Origin of the sequence: Ensifer sp. ENS06 (genome assembly GCF_014852205.1) — a bacterium.
Lineage (GTDB): Bacteria > Pseudomonadota > Alphaproteobacteria > Rhizobiales > Rhizobiaceae > Ensifer > Ensifer adhaerens.
The window spans coordinates 228,595-243,180 of record NZ_JACVBC010000007.1 but is presented as its reverse complement, the minus strand read 5'-3'; the positions used below and the strand labels follow the sequence as shown (position 1 = coordinate 243,180).

The window sequence follows — 14,586 nt, the reverse complement described above, 5'->3', positions numbered from 1 at the left end:
AGTGGCGCGGCACATCGCTGGATCAATGAATGGCCACGATGTCAGTCTATGCTCCGCCCCTTTCACGTACAGGAGGTTGAGATGAGAATATCGGAAGCCATGCATCCCGGCGCTCGCTGGATCTCTCCCGAAACCGATCTGAAGACAATCGCGCGTATCATGCGCGACGAGGACATCGGTGCGCTGCCGGTCGGCGAAAACGACCGCCTGATCGGCATGGTCACGGACCGCGACATTGCCTTGCGCGCCTTTGCCAACGGGCGGGACCCGGCGTCGATGACGGCGCGGGACGTGATGACGAGGGATATCGTCTATTGCCGCACGGACGAGACGATCGAACATGCCGTTCATCTGATGGAGGCCAAGCAGGTGCGGCGTCTGCCGGTGATCGACCAGGACAAGCGCATGGTCGGTATGCTGTCGCTGGGGGACGTCTCCCATGCGGGCAGCCAGCAATTGTCGGGCGAACTCGCCAGAGCCGTCACGGCTCACCACGTCTAAGGTCGGGCTCTACAGGGTGCGGCGCCTTTAAGAGGGCGCCGCAAGCCGTTTCGTTTGGGTCATCAGAACCGGTAGCCGATACCGGTGCCGATCAGCCACGGATCGAGCTTGACCTTGCCGCTGACAGCACCGGCGCCGGGCAGGGTGGCGTTGACCTCCGGTTCCAGGAACAGCTTCTTCACGTCGAAGTTCAGGCCCCAGTGGTCGTCGAGCTTGATATCGACGCCCGCCTGCAGCGCCACGCCAAAGGTGTTCTTCAGGTTGAAGCTGGAGAAATCGCCGCGGGGCTTCTCGTTGTAGAACATCGTGTAGTTCACGCCGGCGCCGACATAGGGCTTGATCTCGTCGGTGACGTTGAAGTGGTACTGTAGCGTGAGCGTCGGTGGCAGCAGCCAGGCCTTGCCGATCTCGCCGAGGCCGGCGATCGAGCCGCTGCCGCGTGCCGTGTGTGGCGTCGTGCCGAGGATCAGTTCGGCGGCGATGTTGTCGGTGAAGAAATAGGTGATGTCGAGTTCCGGCACCACGGAATTGCTGACGCCGACCTTTTCGCCGTCGAGCGCGCTGCCGTTGAGATAGAGCGTGCCCTTGTCGTCAGGCAGGACAGCCAGTGCGCGGCCGCGGATCATCCACGGGCCTGGCTCGCTTGCGAGAGGCATTTCCGGTGCCGCGACCGCGCCCGGCTCGGAGAGATCTGCCGCCGTCGCGAGCGCGAGCGGCGCCGCAAGCGCGGCGAAAAGGACGGCAGATGGCAGAATGGCGCGAGTAGGCATGATTTTCCGGACCCCCAGAAGAAGTTGAACATCGCCGGTCAGGGCGTTAGCGGCAGGGATTCTGCGGCCGACGGCACTATGCCCAACAGGGCGTCTCAGCGGTTGTCTTGGATCAATGCGCGCGCGAATCACCAAGCCCTTAGGGATAAAGGTGGATTCGGCTGAAGATGCGATATCCGCGCCAATCCCCTGTCAGGCGGGCATGCGCGGAATGCTGGCAAGAAGACGCTGTGTGTATGGGTGCTTCGGGGCGGCCAAAATGTCGCGGGTCTTGCCGCTTTCGACCACCTTGCCGCGCTCCAGAATGACCATCTCCTCGCAGAGGGCCGCGACGACGCCGAGATCGTGCGAGACGAAAACCAGAGTCAGCTTCTCAGCGAGTGTCTTGAACAGCTCGACGATGCGGATGCGGGTGGAAAGGTCGAGCGCGCTGACCGCCTCGTCGGCGAGTACGATCTGCGGTCGCGCGACGATGGCGCGGGCAATGGCGATGCGCTGGCGCTGGCCGCCGGAAAACTCGTGCGGGTAGCGGTGGAGTGCATCGGCAGGAAGCCCGACCGCTTCGAGCGCCGCGGTGACCGCCTGCGTCCGGTCACCCGGGATCCGCAGCGACCGCAGCGGCTCGCCGATAATGTCGATCACTCGCTGGCGCGGGTCGAGAGAGGAATAGGGGTCCTGGAAAACCGGCTGCACGGCACGACGATAGCGCTGCATGAAGGCGCTGCTGCCGGTGTCGAGGATCTCCTCGCCGAAGCGAATGCTACCGCTCGTCGGGCGAATGAGCCCGAGCATCAGTCGCAGCAGCGTCGTCTTGCCCGATCCGGATTCGCCGACGAGACCGACGCTCACTCCCGGTCGCACCGATATCGAGACGTTGTCGAGGGTGGTCTGCTGGCGGGAATAGCCGAAGCTGACGTTTTGAAGATCGAGCATCATGATCCGGTTGCTCCCAGCGCCTCGTCGAAGAGACGGGCGGCCTCGACCAGCGTCCTGGTATAGTCGTGCTGCGGCTTGCCGAAGACCGAGCCGACCAGTCCCTCCTCGACAGCGATACCGTTCTTCAGCACGAGGACGCGCTCCACCACCTGGGCAACCACGGGCAGGTCGTGGCTGATGAACAGAAGCGCCATGCCGGTCTCGCGCACCAGCTGGTCCAGCAGCTTCAGGATCTCCGCCTGCGTCGTGACGTCGAGCGCGGTCGTCGGCTCGTCGGCAATCAGGAGCTTCGGGCGGCAGGCGAGCGCCATGGCGATGGCGACGCGCTGGCGCTGGCCGCCGGACACTTCGTGTGGGTAGGAATTGATGATGCGGTCGGGCTGCGGCAACGCCACCTTGTCGATGAGGTCGCGGACTTCGCGTTGGACCGCCTCCTTCGTTGCCTTGCCGCCGTCCCGTTCCAGACGCCGGCGAACGGGCTCGGCGATCTGTCGGCCAATCTTCATCAGCGGATCGAGCGCGGTCAGCGGCTCTTGGAAGACGACCGCTGCGGCCACGCCGCGCAGCCGGTTCATCACCCGATCTGTGGCGCCGACCACCTGTTGCCCGTCGAGCGTGATCGAGCCGGCGACAGTGATCGACGGCGGCAGCAGGCCGGTCGCTGCCATTGCCGTCATCGATTTGCCGGAACCGGACTCACCGATCAGGCCGATGCGTTCGCCGGGCCGGATTGAGAGGGAAAGGTCAGAGACCAGCGGCTTGTCGCCGGCGCGGATGTCGAGACCCTTGATGTCGAGAAGCGGCGTCATCGCGATCTCCCCCGTGTCGGATCGGCGATATCGCGCAGGCCGTCGGCTAGGAGGTTCATGCCGATGACGAGTGCAACGAGGGCGATGCCCGGCGCGATCGCGCCGATCGGCGCCGTATAGACGGTCCCTTGCGCTTCCTGCAGCAGCCGTCCCCAGGAGGCGTTCGGCGGCGGCGCACCGAGCCCGAGATAGGAGAGCGACGCCTCGGCGATAACGGCCAGGCCGAACTGCAGGGCGAAGTTGACCGAGAGCGTCGGCCAGATGTTGGGAAGCACATGGCGGAAGACGACACCGGCCCAGGAGGTTCCCGATGTGCGCGAGGCGACGATGTAATCCTGCCGCAGCACCCGCTTGGCAAGGATGCGGGTCAGCCGCGCGACGATCGCCGAGATGGCAAGCCCGAGTGCCAGGATCGCCGACCAGAGACTGGCGCTGTCGCTTGCCGCCACCACGAGCATGGCAAGCAGCAGGGTCGGAAAGGCGATCAGGATATCGAGCGTCGCGGCCATCACGTCGTCGGCAAGGCGCGTGGCGAAGGCTGCGAGAACGCCGAGGCTGACGCCGATCGCAGCCCCGATCACAACCGCACCCGTGCCGACCAGCAGCGCTGTGCGGGCGCCGATCATCAGCTGGGTAAGCAGGTCGCGGCCCAAGCGGTCAGTGCCGAGCCAGTGCAAAAGCGACGGCGCTTCCAGTCGTCCGCCTGAGGCGTTCAATGGATCATAGGGCGTCCAGAAGAGCGTCAGTACCGCAACGGCGACGTTGAGGCCGACGAGCGCAAGACCGACGGTAAGCGCCAGCGAGCGCCGGCGCTTCGGCGCAGAAACGGATGTACCTATCGAGGTCATGCGTTGCCTCCGACGGCCCGTTCGCGCAGGCGTGGATCGATCAGCCGTTGGGTGAGGTCGGCGGCAAAGCCGATCAGCAGCACCAGCAGGGTGGAGATGAACAGCACGCCCTGAACGTTCGGATAGTCGCGCTGCTCGATCGCCAGCAGCAGCATCGAGCCAAGGCCTGGCAGCGCGAAGACGCGCTCGACGACGACCGCGCCGAGCAAGGTCGTCGCAAGCTCGATGCCGAGGATGGAAACGATCGGCACGGCGCCATTGCGGATGCCGTGGCGAATGAGCGCTTCGGGGAAGCTGGCGCCGAGGGCGCGCGCCGTTCGCAAGTAATCGCTACCGAGAACGTCCTGCGTCGCCGAGCGCACATAGCGCAGCAGTGACGCGCCCATGACGAGGCCGATCGTCATGACGGGCAGGGCGAGCGCATAGAGCACCTGCCCCTCATTCTGCCAGCCGCGGCGGGGAAAGCCGCCCGAAGGGAACAGCCGGAAGGTGACGGCGAACAGCGTGACCAGCAGAATGCCGACCCAGAAGACGGGGATGGCGATGCCGAGCTGCGAAACTGTCGAGATCAGTCCGCCATACCAGCGATCGGCCTTGACCGCTGAGAGGATGCCGAGCGGAACGGCGATCAGGATGGAGAGCACGAAACCCATCAGCGCCAACGGCACTGTGACCGTCAGCCGCGCGGCGATCTCCTCGATCACCGGCTTGCCGCTGACGAAGGACGTGCCGAGATCGAAGCGGGCGAGGCTGCCGGCAAAGCGCAGGAACTGCTGCCAGAGCGGCAGGTTCGAGCCGACCTGTTCGCGCGCCTTCTCGATCTGCACGGCATCGGCGCCGACGGAGAGAAGCGCATTGGCGGGGTCGCCGGGCAACAGGCGCAACAGCACGAACAGCACCACCGCTGCGATCAGCAGGGACAGAAGCAGAATGGCAAAGCGGCGGACGAGATAGGTGAGAATGGCTGCATTCCTTTCTTCTCACGGGATCCGTGATCAGAGAGCTGGCTTTTGCACCAAAAAGAAGAGGGAGGCTAGAGCGTCTCTCGTCTTTGGGAGTGCCTGTGGAAGGCCTGAGAGGTGCTCGGACGAATTGGCGCGAAACGCAATCAGCCCCCGGAACGGATCCAGGGGCTGTCGTTTACGCATCCGGCGCGGATGCGCGCCGGATGGCCATGCCGCTTACTGCTCGCTCTTCTTGATGCCGAAGGCGAAGAACTGCGAGTTCAGGCCGTTCACGGGATAACCGGTGACGGCCGAGCTCGAGACGACGATCTGCGGGTAGAGGTAGAGCCAGTTGCTGGCGGCATCCTCGGCGATGATCGTGTTGGCTTCCTTGAGATTGGCGGTCTGCTCGTCGGTGTTGGCCGCTGCCTCCGACGCTTTGATCAGGTCGACGACTTTGGGATTGTTGTAGCCCCAGTAGAAGTCCGGATTGCCGTAGAAGACGATGTCGCGGTGATTGACGTGCTCCTGCAAAGTCGCCTGGAAGTCATGCGCTTTGTAGACCTTCGTGTACCACTCGTTGGCGGTGATCACGTTGATCTCGACCTTGATGTTGACCTTGGCGAGTTCGCTCTGGATGAACTGGGCGACGATCGGATGAGGGTCGTAGTTCGGCGTGTCGAGCTTGAAGGTGAAGCCATCGGCAAAGCCCGCTTCCTTCAGCAGCGCCTTGGCGCTCTCGACGTCATAGGCATCGACGGCGGTGAGGTCCACGTACCAGGGGTCCGTCGGCGGAACGAAGGAGCCGATCAGCGTGCCGTATTCGCCCCAGATCGACGTCAGCAGCTTCTTGTCGTCGATGGCGCGGGCGATCGCTTTGCGGACCTTGACGTTGTCGAAGGGGGCGACGCGGTCGTTGAAGGCGAGCAGTTCCTTGGTCGTCGACTGGCCGGCGGTGACGGTGAAGTCAGGATTGTCCTTGAACTGGGCGATCGAGTCCGGGCTCTGGACGCTGGTGATGATGTCGACGGCGCCGGTCAGGAGCGCATTGTTGAGCGCGGTCGCGTCGGTGAAGTACTGGAAGACGACTTCGCCATTGGTCGGCGCGGTGCCCCAGTATTTGTCGTTGCGGATCAGGGCCAGCGACGAGCCGCGGCGCCATTCGTCGAGGCGGTAGGGGCCCGTGCCATCTTCGCTGGCGTTCAGGTCCTTGGCCGCATCGTTGACGATCCAGACATAGCTCAGATTGTAGGGCAGCGAGATCGAGCGGGCAGACAGCTTGACGACCACCGTCTGGTCATCGGGCGCCTCGATGGCGCTGATGGTTGCAAGGCTCTTCTTGCGCGAGCTCTTGGATTGCTCTGCCGTCACGCGTTCGATGCTGTACTTGACGTCTGTCGCCGTAAGCGGATCGCCGGAGTGGAAGGTGACGCCGGGGCGAAGCTTGAAAGTGTAGGTGAGGCCATCGTCGCTGACGCTCTGCTCGGCCACGAGACCCGGCTGAACGTCGCCGGCATCGGTCAGCGTGAACAGCGCTTCATAGACATTGCCGTTGAAAGCTTCGTTGATACCCTGGCCGGCGCCGGCGGTGTTGTCGAGGTTCTGCGGCTCATAGAGCGAGCCGATGGTGATCGAGGCGTTGGGATCGAATTTCGCGTCCTCGGCAAAAACGGCCGTGCTCGACGAAAGAACCAGCGCCAGCGTGGTAGCTGCCAAGGTTGCGCCGCGCGCCCGGCGGGTTTGTCCCGCGGTCTTGCCAAAGCCGATGATAGTGCCAGTCATGTCCCAAACTCCTGCTTATGCCTATTGTGCGGATCGCACCGCCGCCCGAATTCTAGCCATCGGACGATTGCCGTGCATCATACTTATTCCCTAGTAATTTAGTGGGAAAATTGATTTCTTTTGTCAGGCGAAGTTGAAATTTGTACCCGCGATTGCGGCGATTGGGCAGATGCGTGTTTCGCTTTTCATCGCTCGGTGTCGGCGGAGATATATCAGGCAGACTTTGGACGGCCCGTTGGCGCTTGAGGAATTGACGTGAACTCCTTCCGCTGATTGTGAACGCCAGGCGCCAAGCGGAAATCGATTGTTGTTCGCAAATCTTTTCCCTCGAAAATTGCAAAATGCAACGAGTCGACAAAAGGATTCGACAGTCGGAAGATTCTGATATATCGGCTGATTAATCGTTTAATCACGCGATAGCGGAAACCACTGACTTGGCGCGTTCCGGACCAAAACTGACGAGGATTGCCAGAACGCTGGGCGTCTCCGCGGCGACGGTTTCAAACGCGCTCTCGGGCAAGGGGCGCGTCTCCGCCGAGATGGTGGAAAAGATCCGCGCGACCGCTGCCGAGCTCGGCTATGTGCCGAGCCAGGCGGGCAGGGCGCTGCGCACCGGCCGCACCGGTGTTCTCGGCCTCGTGCTTCCCGATATCGCCAATCCGCTCTTCCCGCAGATCGCCCAGGCAATCGAGCTTGCGGCTTCGTCCTCGGGCTATGGCGTGCTGATCGCCGACTCGCGCGGCGACGTCTCGACCCAGACCAAGGCGATCGAGCGCCTGATCGATCGCGACGTTGATGGCCTCGTGATCGTGCCGCGGCGCGGCACGCGCATTGCCGATGTCGGCTGTCCGGTCGCCGTCATCGATACGCCCTCGACGCCGGGCAACACGGTCGCCGCCGACCATTGGGGTGGCGGCCGGCAGATTGGCGAACACCTTAAGGCTCTCGGCCACCGCCGCGTGATGATCATCGGCAACAATCCCGCCTCGAACGTGCAGAACGACCGCGCCGGCGGTATTCGCTCGGTCTTCGGCGAGGGCACCCATGCCGATACGCTCTGGATCGAGCCGTTGGAAAAGGCGGCCGGCAAGGGCTGTCCGCTCGGCCTCGCCGACAAGGTGGCGGAAGGCTACACGGCCTTTGCTTGCATCTCCGATCTCCATGCGCTGAGGGCGCTGACCGAGCTGCAGCGCGCCGGCATCAACGTGCCGGAAAAGGCGAGCGTCACCGGTTTCGACGACCTGATCTGGTCGCCGGTCATCACGCCGGCGCTGACGACCGCGCGCATGGACATGACCGAGATCGCGGCGATCGCCGTCGCAGCGCTCGTGAAGGCGATCAGCGAGCGCGACCCGTCCGATCCGGCGATCGGCGCACCGGTTACGGCGGCGACCTCCAAGGTGCCGATGCATCTGGTCGTCCGGCAATCGGCCGCGGCACCGCCCGCGTCTCAACCCGTTCTTACCACTGCCACCGCAGCTACATCCGTCACCGAAGGAGGACACCAGCCATGAAGAAGTTCTTGCTTGCCTCGAGCGCGCTCTTGCTCGTTACCGCCCCTGTCGCATCCGCTCAGGAAAAGACGCTCACCATTTCCGTCTACGGCTTTGCCCAGGACGCATTCAAGGAACTGGTCTACACTCCGTTCGAACAGAAGTGCGGCTGCAAGCTCGTCGTCGAAACCGGCAACAGCGTCGAGCGCCTCGCCAAGATGGAAGCCAACAAGGCGAGCCCGGTCGTCGACATGGCCGTCGTCTCGATGGCCGACGCGCTTTCGGCCACCCGCGCCGATCTCATCGAAAAGATCGACACCTCGAAGCTCCAGAACTTCAACAAGCTCTACGACCTCGCCAAGGACCCGAACGGCGACGGCATGAGCGTCGGCTACACCTTCTATGCCACCTCGATCGTCTATCGCTCGGACAAGATGGAAGTGAACTCCTGGGCCGATCTCCTGAGCGACAAGAACGCCAGCCACGTCGCCTTCCCGAACGTCACCACCAACCAGGGCCCGCCGGCGCTCTACATGGTCGGCGAAGCCATCGGCAAGAACACGCCTGACCTCAAGGAAGCGATTGCCGCCGTCGGCGCCAAGAAGGACGATATCGTCACCTTCTACGTCAAGTCCTCCCAGCTCGTTCAGCTGATGCAGCAGGAAGAAATCTGGGCCGCTCCGATCGGTCGCTTCTCCTGGGAAGGTTTCACCAAGCTCGGCCTGCCGATCAAGTGGGCAACGCCCAAGGAAGGCCAGACCGGCGGCATGAACGTCATGGTGCTGACCAAGGGCAGCAAGAACCAGGATCTGGCGCTTGAGTTCATGGACTTCTGGCTCTCGACCGAAATCCAGACCGCACTTGCCGAAAAGCTGGTCGACAGCCCGGCCAACAAGGACGTGAAGGTTTCGCCCGAGATCGCCGAAAACCTCACCTACGGCGAAGAGACCGTGAAGAACCTGAAGCTGATCCCGTCGGCCGTTGCCCTCGACAACCGCGAAGCGTGGCTGTCGGAGTGGAACGCCCAGGTCGGCCAGTAAGACCAAGCCATTGCGACCTCCACCGGCGGATCGTGATCGCCGGTGGAGACCTGATGCGACGGGCGCGATGAGACGCGCCCAGGAATGCCTTGAAAGGAAGAAGGATGTTCCAGAACCGCGCCGAAGCCCTGGCGCTCGCTCTGCCCGCAGCGGTCTTTGCGGCGATCGTCTTTCTGGCGCCAGTGGTGATCCTGCTGGCGGAAGGCTTTCGCAGCGCCGACAGCTGGTCGCTGTCGGCCTATACGACCTTCTTTTCCGATCCGCTGAACCGCACCGTCTTCCTACGCACCTTCCGGCTCGGCCTGATGGTTACCGTCGTTTCGGCGGTCATCGGCTATGCCGCCGCCTTTGCGATCGTCAATCTGACGCCGCGCAGCAAGGGACAGATGATCGGCCTTGTCGTGCTGCCGCTGATGATCTCGTCGGTTGCCCGCACCTATGCCTGGATCGTCATTCTCGGCCGCACCGGCATCGTCAACCAGGCGCTCCAGTTTGTCGGCCTCTCGGATGAGCCGATCCGCTTCCTGTTTACCGAGACCGCCGTGTTCATCGGTCTCTTGCAGCTTTTCCTGCCGCTGATGATCCTGTCCTTGATCAGCGCGCTCGAAAACATGCCGAAGGATGCGATCCCGGCTGCCCGCGTACTCGGCGCCAACTGGTTCCAGGTGTTTTTCAAGGTGATCCTGCCGCTCACCAAGGAGGGCCTTGTTATTGGTGGTACCCTGGTCTTCACCGGCTCGCTGACGGCTTACATCACACCGGCGATCCTCGGCGGCTCCAAGGTGCTGATGCTCGAAACGCTGCTCTATCAGCGCGTCACCGTCGCCAACGATTTCGTCGCGGCCAGCGTCATCGCCTTCATCCTGATCGTCATGAGCTTTGCCGCCAATCTTCTTTTGAAACGGCTTGCCACCGCGAGGAACAAGCGATGACACCCCGCGTCTTTTCACCCCTCGTCCTCTTCCTGGTGATCGGCTTCCTGATCGGGCCGTTCTTCATCATCGTCGCCGCGTCGCTCTCCGGCGGCGAGACGCTGGCCTTCCCGCCGCAGGGCTTCTCGCTCAAGTGGGTCGCCAAGGTGTTCACGGTCGAGAGCTTCCAGGAAAGTTTCGCGATCTCGATGCTGCTGGCGATCGGCGGAACGGCGGCCGCTCTCGTGCTCGGCGTTCCCGCCTCCTACGCCCTGTCGCGCTACAAGCTGCCGTTTGGCGAAACCATCCGCACGATCGTGTCGCTGCCAATCATCGTGCCCGGTATCATCGTCGGCCTGGCGCTCTTGCGTTACATCGTTGTGCCCTTTGGCCTCAACATCACGCTGACGCTGTTTCTCGCCCACACCGCGCTGGTTCTGCCCTATGCGGTACGGGTCGTCTCGGCGAGCCTCAACAACCTGCGCTCCGATATCGAGGAGGCGGCTGTGCTGCTCGGCTCCTCGCGCGCCGGCGCCTTCTTCCGCGTGGTGATGCCGAACATCCGCAGCGGCATCCTCGCCGCCTTCATCCTCGGCTTCGTCACGAGCTTCAACCAGGTGCCGGTATCGCTCTTCCTCTCCGGCCCGGGCGTGCGCACGCTGCCGATCGACATGCTCTCCTACATGGAGATCACTTACGATCCGTCGGTCGCCGCCCTCTCCGCGCTGCTCGCCTTCATGTCCATCGGCATCGTCTTTCTTGCCGAACGCTTCCTGGGATTCTCTCGCTATGTCTGACGCCCCCTTCCTCAGCCTTGAAAAACTGACGCTCGCCTATGGCGATACCGTTGCGGTGAAGGACCTCGACCTTTCGATCCGCAAGGGCGAACTGGTGGCCTTCCTTGGGCCCTCCGGTTGCGGCAAGACGACGACGATGCGCTCGATCGCCGGCCTGCTGTCGCCCGCGTCCGGCGCGATCAAGCTCGATGGTGCCGACATCACCCGCGTGTCCGCCAACAAGCGCTCGGTCGGCCTGGTCTTCCAGTCCTATGCGCTGTTTCCGCACCTGACCGTGTTCGAAAACGTCGCCTTCGGCCTGCGGCTGAAGAAGCTGCCGGCCAACGAGATCGAGAGCAAGGTGACCGCCGGTCTCAAGTCGGTCGGGCTTTCGAAGTTTTCCGCCCGCAAGCCGGGCGAACTCTCCGGTGGCCAGCAGCAGCGTGTCGCGCTGGCGCGTTCCATGGTCATGGAGCCGAAGGTGCTGCTGCTCGACGAGCCGCTGTCGAACCTCGACGCTCGTCTGCGCCTCGAAATGCGCACGGAACTGCAGCGGGTGCAGAAGGAAACCGGCGTCACGATGATCTTCGTCACCCACGACCAGGGCGAGGCCCTGTCGCTGGCGGACCGCATCGTCGTCATGCTGAACGGCGCGATCGAGCAGATCGGCACGCCCGAGGATATCTACAACCGCCCGATCTCGCGCTTCGTCGCCGACTTCGTCGGTTTCGAAAACATCTTTGCCGTCGAGGGCGGCAAGCTGAAGGCCGAGAACGGCCCGATCGATCTTTCCGGATCCCTGCCGCCTGACACGGCAGGGCTTGCGTGGCGTCCGCGCATGGTGACCCTTGGTTCAGGTCCTTTCCAAGGCACCGTGCGCGGAGCCTCTTTCTCCGGCAGCACGCGCGAGTACCTGCTCGATACGCCGCTCGGCGCCATCAAGGCGGAAGAGGATGCAGCACTTGCAGCCCGTGAAACCGGTTCTGCCATTGCCTTCGACCTGCCGGTCGAGAAGGCCGCACGCCTCAAGAAGTTCGGGTAAGGTCCGATGGGTGTCTGGATCGATACGGACATGGGGTTCGACGACATTGCCGCAGTGCTTGTCGTCCTTCATGCCGGTGAAGAGATCGACGGCGTTTCGCTGGTTTTCGGTAACACGCCGCTTGACCAGGTGAAGCGCAACGCTGCCGGCGCCGCGCGCGCTTTCGGCTGGGCTTTCCCCATCCATGAGGGGCGCGCCCTGCCGGTGCTCGGCAAGCTCGAAACTGCCGAACGCATCCTTGGCGAAGCCGGCATGCCGACAGCGGGATTGACGCTGCCGGAGGCCGACGCCTTGCCGGTAAGCGACGCCTTTGCGGCACTTTGCGCCTGGCTGGAGCAGGAGGGGCCGAAGCGGATTCTGGCGCTCGGGCCGCTCACCAATCTCGCTGCCCTTTGCCTTGCCCGTCCGGACTTGGCGAGCCGGATCACCGACCTCACCTGGATGGGGGGCGGCGTCACCAGCGGCAACCATACGGCATCTGCCGAATTCAACGCCTTCGCCGATCCGGAAGCGCTGGCGATCGTGATCGCTCATGGCCTGCCGCTGCGCATGGTCGATCTCGATCTCTGCCGCAAGGTCTTTGCCTACCCCGATGACGTCGCGCCGATCCGCTCGGCGGGTGGCGTCCATGCCGCCCTCATCGCCGATCTGCTTGCCGGCTTCATTTCGATCGGCACCAGTCGCGGCCGGCCGGGCATGGCGATCTACGACCCTTGCGCTGCCGTTGCCTTCGTCAATCCGGGCGCAATCTCGTTTCGCAAGGCGCGCATTGATGTCGAACTCGGAGGGACGCTGGCCCGCGGGCGCACCGTCGTCGAAACGCGCGAAAGCCACGCGATCTTCAATGCCGAATATGCCGTCGATGCCCATGTCGAGACGACCAGGGCTCAGATCCTGGGCGCTTTGATGAAGGAAGCGCAGAAGTGAGTTCCATAGAGCAGCCTCAGGACTTGATGGATGCGGCGCTCCGCAGCCGGGCAGTGGCGGCAGCGCGTGGTGCTGAACCGTTCGACGTTCTGATTTCGGGCGGTACGCTCGTCGACGTGGTGACGGGCGAGCTTCGCCCGGCCGATATCGGCCTTGTTGGATCGTTGATCGCAAGTGTCCACGAACCGGGCACGCGCTCCGATGCGGCAACCATGATCGATGCGACGGGCGCTTACGTTTCGCCCGGTCTGATCGACACCCATATGCACGTCGAAAGCTCGATGGTGACGCCGGCGACCTATGCCAATGCGGTGCTGCCGCGTGGCGTGACGACCGTCGTCTGGGATCCGCATGAGTTTGGTAATGTCAACGGTGTGGCCGGCGTGCGCTGGGCCGCAAACGCCAGTCGCGATCTGCCGCTGCGCACGGTGCTGCTGGCACCGTCGAGCGTGCCGTCAGCACCCGGCCTGGAGCTGGCCGGTGCCGATTTCGACGCTGATGTGATCGCCGACATTTTGAGCTGGCCGGAAATCGGCGGCATCGCCGAAATGATGAACATGCGCGGCGTCATCGACGGTGAGGCACGGATCACCGGGATCGTTCAGGCGGGGCTTGCCGCCGGCAAGCCGGTCAATGGCCATGCGCGCAGCCTTGCGGGCTCTGATCTCCAGGCCTTCGTGACCGCCGGCGTCAGCTCCGACCATGAGCTCGTTTCCGGCGACGATCTGCTGGCAAAACTCAGGGCAGGGCTTTCGATCGAACTGCGCGGCTCGCACGATCACCTGCTGCCGGAATTCGTCAAAACGATCAAGGCTCTGGGCCATCTTCCTCAGACGGTAACGCTCTGCACCGACGACGTTTTCCCGGACGATCTTGCCCATGCCGGCGGCCTCGACGACGTCGTTCGCCGGCTGGTGCGCTATGGCCTGCCCGCCGAATGGGCGCTTCGGGCAGCCACGCTGAACGGCGCGGTCCGCCAGGGCCGGCATGATCTTGGACTTGTGGCGCCAGCGCGTCGGGCGGACATCGTGATCTTCGAAGATCTCGCTGATTTCCGTGCGCGCACGGTCATCGTCGACGGCAAGTCGATTGCAGACGCCGGACGGATGATCGAGCCGCTCGGCGGCATCGCCGCCGAGACCCTGCACGGCACGATGAAGATCGCGCCGCTGTCGGAGAACGATTTCCGCATTCCAGCAGATGGCACGAAGGTCCGCGTCGCGACCATCGACCGGCCGCGTTTTACCCAATGGGGCGATGCCGTTGCCGCGGTCGAGGGCGGCTTCGTCGTTCCGCCCGAGGGGACGACTCTGATCGCCGTGGCGCATCGTCACGGGCGCGCCGACAGCCGACCGGCTGTGGGTCTGCTGTCGAGTTGGGGCGCCTGGCGCGGCGCCTTTGCAACCACGGTATCGCATGACAGCCACAACCTCACGGTTTTCGGCGGCAATGCGCAGGATATGGCGGTCGCCGCCAACGCGGTGATTGCTGCCGGTGGCGGCATGGCCGCTGTGTCCGGCGGCAAGGTCGATGCACTCCTGCCTCTGCCGCTCGCGGGGCTGGTCTCCGAGGAGCCGCTGGAAGAGGTGGCGGATAGCTTTGCCGCACTCCGCGAAGCAGTCGGCCGCATCGTCGATTGGCAGCCGCCTTACCTGGTCTTCAAGGCCTGCTTCGGCGCGACGCTCGCCTGCAATGCCGGACCGCACCAGACCGATCGCGGCATCGCCGACGTGGCGACGGGCAAGGTCATGGAAAGCCCGATCCTGGAGATCCTTGAAGCCTGACATTCAACGGCCGCCCAGGCAGG

The 14,586-nt window shown here is 63.8% G+C and carries 14 protein-coding genes; 8 read left to right on the top strand and 6 right to left on the bottom strand.

The genetic code is table 11. From position 1 onward, the window contains the following. Positions 1-81: 81 nt before the first annotated feature. A complete protein-coding gene (locus IB279_RS23780; RefSeq protein WP_034799235.1) occupies positions 82-501 on the top strand; it encodes a CBS domain-containing protein in 420 nt (139 codons plus the stop codon). 62 nt (positions 502-563) lie between these two features. Here IB279_RS23780 and IB279_RS23775 read toward each other — a convergent pair whose 3' ends face one another. From IB279_RS23775 to IB279_RS23750, 6 genes are all read right to left on the bottom strand, one after another. Next, a complete protein-coding gene (locus IB279_RS23775) occupies positions 564-1,271 on the bottom strand; it encodes an OmpW family protein (protein WP_112974730.1) in 708 nt (235 codons plus the stop codon). Positions 1,272-1,463: 192 nt separating this feature from the next. Next, positions 1,464-2,210 (bottom strand): ABC transporter ATP-binding protein, encoded by a 747-nt coding sequence (locus tag IB279_RS23770; protein ID WP_112983443.1) that lies wholly within the window; start codon positions 2,208-2,210, stop codon positions 1,464-1,466. Further along, the gene (locus IB279_RS23765; protein ID WP_060530262.1) at positions 2,204-3,016 is read right to left on the bottom strand and encodes an ABC transporter ATP-binding protein; all 813 of its coding nucleotides are present in this window, start codon (positions 3,014-3,016) and stop codon (positions 2,204-2,206) included. Before IB279_RS23765 ends, IB279_RS23770 begins: the two co-directional genes overlap by 7 nt. Continuing rightward, positions 3,013-3,864 (bottom strand): ABC transporter permease, encoded by an 852-nt coding sequence (locus tag IB279_RS23760; RefSeq protein ID WP_060521747.1) that lies wholly within the window; start codon positions 3,862-3,864, stop codon positions 3,013-3,015. The genes IB279_RS23765 and IB279_RS23760 overlap by 4 nt, the downstream gene beginning before the upstream one ends. Next, positions 3,861-4,826 (bottom strand): ABC transporter permease, encoded by a 966-nt coding sequence (locus IB279_RS23755; protein ID WP_089043728.1) that lies wholly within the window; start codon positions 4,824-4,826, stop codon positions 3,861-3,863. Before IB279_RS23755 ends, IB279_RS23760 begins: the two co-directional genes overlap by 4 nt. Positions 4,827-5,045: 219 nt before the next feature. After that, complete coding sequence (locus tag IB279_RS23750; RefSeq protein ID WP_112983440.1) at positions 5,046-6,590, bottom strand: ABC transporter substrate-binding protein; 1,545 nt, start codon at positions 6,588-6,590, stop codon at positions 5,046-5,048. A gap of 434 nt (positions 6,591-7,024) precedes the next feature. Between IB279_RS23750 and IB279_RS23745 the strand changes: the two genes are divergently transcribed. The 7 genes from IB279_RS23745 (at position 7,025) to IB279_RS23715 (ending at position 14,563) form a co-directional block, all read left to right on the top strand. Continuing rightward, on the top strand, positions 7,025-8,104 hold the full coding sequence (locus IB279_RS23745) for a LacI family DNA-binding transcriptional regulator (RefSeq protein ID WP_060601508.1): 1,080 nt from the start codon (positions 7,025-7,027) through the stop codon (positions 8,102-8,104). Continuing rightward, complete coding sequence (locus tag IB279_RS23740; protein ID WP_060521738.1) at positions 8,101-9,123, top strand: PotD/PotF family extracellular solute-binding protein; 1,023 nt, start codon at positions 8,101-8,103, stop codon at positions 9,121-9,123. Before IB279_RS23745 ends, IB279_RS23740 begins: the two co-directional genes overlap by 4 nt. A gap of 104 nt (positions 9,124-9,227) precedes the next feature. Further along, positions 9,228-10,055 (top strand): ABC transporter permease, encoded by an 828-nt coding sequence (locus IB279_RS23735; protein ID WP_034799251.1) that lies wholly within the window; start codon positions 9,228-9,230, stop codon positions 10,053-10,055. Further along, on the top strand, positions 10,052-10,831 hold the full coding sequence (locus IB279_RS23730) for an ABC transporter permease (RefSeq protein ID WP_058323510.1): 780 nt from the start codon (positions 10,052-10,054) through the stop codon (positions 10,829-10,831). Before IB279_RS23735 ends, IB279_RS23730 begins: the two co-directional genes overlap by 4 nt. After that, a complete protein-coding gene (locus IB279_RS23725; RefSeq protein ID WP_060521736.1) occupies positions 10,824-11,852 on the top strand; it encodes an ABC transporter ATP-binding protein in 1,029 nt (342 codons plus the stop codon). The genes IB279_RS23730 and IB279_RS23725 overlap by 8 nt, the downstream gene beginning before the upstream one ends. A 6-nt stretch (positions 11,853-11,858) precedes the next feature. Beyond that, entirely contained in the window at positions 11,859-12,779 is a 921-nt protein-coding gene (locus IB279_RS23720) for a nucleoside hydrolase (protein ID WP_034799255.1), read from the top strand. Between the two features lie 26 nt (positions 12,780-12,805). Next, positions 12,806-14,563, top strand: a complete 1,758-nt coding sequence (locus tag IB279_RS23715) for an adenine deaminase C-terminal domain-containing protein (RefSeq protein WP_210338697.1) — start codon at positions 12,806-12,808, stop codon at positions 14,561-14,563. Positions 14,564-14,586: the final 23 nt, after the last annotated feature.

Bases quoted from the DNA above. Each gene is read 5' to 3' on its own strand.
- IB279_RS23780 (WP_034799235.1), top strand. From the start codon at position 82: ATGAGAATATCGGAAGCCATGCATCCCGGCGCTCGCTGGATCTCTCCC.
- IB279_RS23775 (WP_112974730.1), bottom strand. From the start codon at position 1,271: ATGCCTACTCGCGCCATTCTGCCATCTGCCGTCCTTTTCGCCGCGCTT.
- IB279_RS23765 (WP_060530262.1), bottom strand. From the start codon at position 3,016: ATGACGCCGCTTCTCGACATCAAGGGTCTCGACATCCGCGCCGGCGAC.
- IB279_RS23760 (WP_060521747.1), bottom strand. From the start codon at position 3,864: ATGACCTCGATAGGTACATCCGTTTCTGCGCCGAAGCGCCGGCGCTCG.
- IB279_RS23750 (WP_112983440.1), bottom strand. From the start codon at position 6,590: ATGACTGGCACTATCATCGGCTTTGGCAAGACCGCGGGACAAACCCGC.
- IB279_RS23740 (WP_060521738.1), top strand. From the start codon at position 8,101: ATGAAGAAGTTCTTGCTTGCCTCGAGCGCGCTCTTGCTCGTTACCGCC.
- IB279_RS23735 (WP_034799251.1), top strand. From the start codon at position 9,228: ATGTTCCAGAACCGCGCCGAAGCCCTGGCGCTCGCTCTGCCCGCAGCG.
- IB279_RS23730 (WP_058323510.1), top strand. From the start codon at position 10,052: ATGACACCCCGCGTCTTTTCACCCCTCGTCCTCTTCCTGGTGATCGGC.
- IB279_RS23725 (WP_060521736.1), top strand. From the start codon at position 10,824: ATGTCTGACGCCCCCTTCCTCAGCCTTGAAAAACTGACGCTCGCCTAT.
- IB279_RS23720 (WP_034799255.1), top strand. From the start codon at position 11,859: ATGGGTGTCTGGATCGATACGGACATGGGGTTCGACGACATTGCCGCA.
- IB279_RS23715 (WP_210338697.1), top strand. From the start codon at position 12,806: ATGGATGCGGCGCTCCGCAGCCGGGCAGTGGCGGCAGCGCGTGGTGCT.